The sequence below is a fragment of the Streptomyces laculatispora genome, from assembly GCF_017353455.1.
GTDB lineage: Bacteria > Actinomycetota > Actinomycetes > Streptomycetales > Streptomycetaceae > Streptomyces > Streptomyces laculatispora.
On record NZ_JAFMPZ010000262.1, the window covers coordinates 1 to 4442 of the forward strand.

At 72.4% G+C, this 4442-nt stretch carries 4 protein-coding genes; 3 read left to right on the top strand and 1 reads right to left on the bottom strand.

Annotated elements, in window-relative coordinates:
* Positions 1 to 42: 42 nt before the first annotated feature.
* On the bottom strand, positions 43 to 237 hold the full coding sequence (locus J1C73_RS14615; RefSeq protein ID WP_123468223.1) for a hypothetical protein: 195 nt from the start codon (positions 235 to 237) through the stop codon (positions 43 to 45).
* Positions 238 to 550: 313 nt separating this feature from the next.
* Between J1C73_RS14615 and J1C73_RS14620 the strand changes: the two genes are divergently transcribed.
* The 3 genes from J1C73_RS14620 to J1C73_RS14630 all read left to right on the top strand — a co-directional run bounded on the left by J1C73_RS14620 (position 551) and on the right by J1C73_RS14630 (position 4347).
* Positions 551 to 943: an ankyrin repeat domain-containing protein gene (locus tag J1C73_RS14620; protein ID WP_123468221.1), complete on the top strand. Its 393-nt coding sequence runs from the start codon at positions 551 to 553 to the stop codon at positions 941 to 943.
* Positions 944 to 1162: 219 nt separating this feature from the next.
* Positions 1163 to 2581: a HEAT repeat domain-containing protein gene (locus J1C73_RS14625; RefSeq protein ID WP_207316757.1), complete on the top strand. Its 1419-nt coding sequence runs from the start codon at positions 1163 to 1165 to the stop codon at positions 2579 to 2581.
* A gap of 239 nt (positions 2582 to 2820) precedes the next feature.
* The gene (locus J1C73_RS14630) at positions 2821 to 4347 is read left to right on the top strand and encodes a hypothetical protein (RefSeq protein ID WP_207316758.1); all 1527 of its coding nucleotides are present in this window, start codon (positions 2821 to 2823) and stop codon (positions 4345 to 4347) included.
* The last annotated feature ends 95 nt before the right edge of the window (positions 4348 to 4442 follow it).

Consider the following 4442-nt stretch of genomic DNA (forward strand, 5'->3'; position numbering starts at 1 on the left):
CCACGTCTGTCTCCTGAAGGGGGTGGGAGCGGGAGCGGGGGGTCAGAACTTGATCCCGCCCAAGAGGCCGGCGAGGCTCGCGCCGCCCGCCGTGATGCTCGGTGCGATGGCGGTGCCGGCCAGGTAGAAGCCGAACAGGGCGGTGATGAGGGCGTGCGATGCCTTGAGGCCGTCCTTCCTGAAGAACAGGAAGACGATGATGCCGAGGATGACGACGCCTGACATGGAAAGGATCATGAGTGGTTCTCCTGGTTGGGGGGACGGTCACCATGAGTCCTTCCAGGCTCACCGGAAGTATCTATAGGATAAAAGGTGCAAGTGGGTGAAAAGTGAGGTTTTTCACTGGACTGGCGGACAGTGGAGCGCAGGCCGGAGGGGTTTTCGGTGCCGCGCCTCGCTCCGTCGTCACTCGACGTGATCTTTTGCCATGGGCGGGCCGGGTCATGTGCGCGTCCGGGCAGTACCCTGTCGATTCACTCGTACGGCCTCAAGGCGCACGCCCCCGCAGGCCGGCAGCGGAGAAATCGGTTAATGGAAGGGCGGTCCCCCGATGAGCGAAACCCCTGATCCCGAGGTGGTGGAGCTGGCGACCAAGGTCTTCGACCTGGCGCGCCACGGCGACACCGACGCGCTCGCGGCCTACGTCGACGCCGGAGTCCCCGTGAACCTCACCAACGACCGGGGCGACTCGCTGCTGATGCTCGCCGCCTATCACGGGCACGCCCCCGCGGTCACGGCACTGGTCGGCCGCGGCGCGGACCCGGACCGGGCCAACGACCGGGGGCAGACGCCGCTCGCCGGAGCCGTGTTCAAGGGTGAGGACGGGGTGATCGCGGCCCTGCTCGCGGCAGGGGCCGATCCGGCGGCCGGAACGCCCTCCGCCCTGGACACCGCGCGCATGTTCGGCAAGGCCGACCTGCTGGAACTCTTCGGTTCCCGCTGACCGGGTCCGCCGTAAATGTGGTCGCGGTGGCGAAATGGGTGGGTCATCATGACGTCGCGGGCCCGATTCGGGCCACCGATGAGAGGCAGAGGAAGATGGTCTACACCAGGCAGAAGACGGCGGTCGGCCGATCATGTTGCTGCGCGGTCTAGTGCCCACCCGGCACGTGGAACTGCACAGTCCCCGGTTGCGTCGACAGCTTGATGTGAGGCTTTTCCCATGTTTGATCCGTTCATAGCGCCGAGCGGCACCCTGCTCGGTCTGCTGCAGAGGGGCCGCGGCGACGGCACGCTCCACGCGCTCGCCGCACCGCGCCCCGAGGCCCTGGCGGCTCTCAACCACTGCGTCCTGAGCGATCCGCGTCACGACTGGCAGGTGGAGAACCGCTCCCTCTACTACGCGCGCCTCTATCTCGACCTCGACGGCGGCATCGACGAGATCGAGCGGCACCTCGCCGACCCCGACGACCACCTCGACACGGACGAGTCACGGACCGGCCTGGCCCTCGCCGTGCTCGGCCACCTCGCCTCGTACGGGCGCGACGACGCCCTCGCCCTGCTGCGGCGCTACGCCGCGACCGGTTCCAACTGGGCCTGGGCCCTGGACGAGCTGGCCCCGCGTGACGACGACGCCGGCCTCCGTTCCCTCGCCGTCCCCGTGCTCGCCCGCTTCGGCACGGACGCCGAGGGGTCCGCCGAGCTGGCCACCGCCGTACGCGACGCCTTCGAACCCAGGCCCTGGCGGCTCTGGGCCGACGATCCGCGCGAAGCGGTCGGCGCCCGGGTGAGGGCCGCCTCCGAACAGGGCTCGTTCGACCGCTGGCAGCGGCAGATGCGGCCCGGAGGACCCCGCCCCGGCTGGAGCGTCCAGGCCGTCTTCGACTGGGCCCAGCAGGGGCTCGACCGCGGCAGCGACCTCCATGTGCCGGCCGCCCGCTGTCTCTCCGCCGTCGCGGGACCGGAGGACCGGCCCGTGATCGTCGAGGCCGCCCGCAGCGGTCCGGAAGGCGCCCGGTGCGCCGCCCTGCACTACCTGACCGAGGCCCAGGACCCGGTCGTACTCGACCTGATAGAGGCCGCGGCGGTCAGCTCCTCGCGCACGGTCGCCGACGCGGCCGTCGCCGCCTTCGAGCGGATGTGCGGTGAAGCCGCCGTCGACCGCGCCCGGCGCTGGGCCCGGCGGCCCGACGCGCTCGGCGCCTCGGCGGCCGGTGTACTGGCCGGCCGGGGAGGCACGCAGGACGCCTCGCTGGTCCTCGGCGCCCTGCGCGAAGCCGTACGCGGCGACGGGCCCGACGCCCTGCGCCTGTGGACACTGGTCGACGGCGCCGGACGCCTCGGCATCGCCTGCGCCGCTCCCGTCCTGCGCCACGTCTACCGGGAGACGTCCTCCTCCCACCTGCGGGGCAGGGCCGCCCGCGCGCTGGCCGCCACCGACCCCTCCTTCGCCACCGGCTTCGCCGTCGAGTGCCTGTGGGACTGCGAGGAGACGACCCGGGAAGTCGCCGCACGCCACGCGGAGACCGGCGACATCAGGGTGGCCGAGCGGCTGCGCCGGCTGGCCGCCGACCCGGCCGAGGAGGCCGAGGTGCAGACAGCGGTACGCAGCAGGATCGGTCCGGACGCACCCGCCGTCTGACCGGGCTGCGAGCAGTACGGGCGTTGCGCGTCGGGGGCGCGCGGCGCGACGCCGCCGGGCCGCGTCGATACGTCGTCCACGCGCTGTGCGGCCGGGAGCGCGGCCCCCGTGCCGGGGGCCGGGAGCGGAGCCGTCCCGGTCCCGCGGAGCCGTCCGGCAGGGCGTGACCGACTCCGGGGCAACCAGCCGCTTCTGCGCCGTTTCGACCGTTGTCGGTGCGAGGACCTAATCTGTGCAGCGTGACTTCGCCTGCCTATACGGAAAACGCTGCGCCCCAGCTCAGCGCGGGGCCGCGGCCCGCACCGGGCCCGGCCGCCGACGAGGGGCTCTCGCGGCGGCTGCGCGCCCTCGCCTGCACGGCGCCGCTGCACGACCTCGACGTGCGCAAGGCGAACCTCGCCGGTGAGTACACCGTCTACGCGATGGCGGAGGTCGCCCTCGCCGCGATCGACCTCGTCACGCTCAACATGGACTTCGACACCGGCGCGGACCACGACCAGATAGTGGCCAGACTCCTCCCGCGCGTCGCCGCGCAGGCCCCGCGCCGCCCGGTCGCCGAGCACGAACGGGTCGCGCGCTGGGTGCTGGAGAACCTGATCAACGTCGGCAGTGTGGACCGCGGCTTCCGGGCCGTCTACGGCACCTTCGGCCCGGACGGCACGTACGTCCGCCGGGACTACGACTTCAAGCTGGTCGAAGAGGTCCCGGGATACGGCGGCAGCGTCTATCTGCGGGCCACCGACGAAGCGGTCAACGTCCTGGTCGGCGCCCTCGACACGGACGTCACCAGCGCCCAGATCGCCGCCGAGGTGAAGCTGGAGGTCCTGATCAGCCGCGGCCGCCTCGCCGACGCGCAGCTCGCCGCCGAGCAGGCCCGCTACCGGACCGTGCAGTACGCGCAGACCCTCCGCAAGACACTCGACGCGACCCGGCGCAACGTCCGGGCGGTGGACTGGCTCAACGCCGTGCCCGACATGATCGCCGAGGCACTGGACCACATCGCCGACCGCTACCGCCACGAGAACGCCATCCTCACCAACATCCGCAAGGCCCGTGACGAGGCCGAGGAGCCCGAGCACAAGCGGCGCGCCGCCGAACTCGTCGACATCGTCAAGGACTGCATCCGCCGCCACACCCAGCTGCAGTCCCGTCTGCTGGAGGCCGGGCCGCTGTTCCGCGCCGAGCAGGACCGGCAGGCGTTCGCCGCACCGGCCCTGCGGACCGGTCTCGACCTGTACGGGCAGCTGCTGGCACCGCTGCTCCCGCTCCCCGTCGAGCAGGCGATCCGCGCCACCGACGCGTTCTTCGCCCACGGCACGGGACTGCGCACCCCCACCTCGGTCCGGGTGGGCGACCTGGTCGACATGCTGCTGACCCCGCCGCTGGAGCGCGAACACCTGGGCGCCGAGATGCCCGAGCCCGATCTGATCGCCACCCCGGCCGACAGCCGTTTCAGCGAGGAACAGCTGGCGAGCGCCATGGAGCTGCTGGAGCTGGAGCCCGACGCGCCGCGCCGCCTCTCCGGGCTGCTGGCCGAGGCCAGACGTCGCGATCCGGACCTGCCCTACCTGGTCGCCCTCCTCGCGGTGCACGCGGCGAGCCCGCCGGTCGGCACTGCCTACCGGCAGGGTGAGCGCCGCCTGCTCTTCTCCGTCGATGACGGGACCCAGCTGGAGGACCCCGAATTCGGCGGTGCGGACCTGATCGTGGGTACGGCCCTGCTGGACGCGGCAGGCATGGCCGCGGACCGCTCGGAGGCGGCGTGAGAGGCCCGCGGTCCTTCCGGACCGCTCTCCTGCGGACCGCCCCCTCCCGGGCCACGGCCACCAGCACCGGCACCGTCCCGCACCCAGCGGGCGGC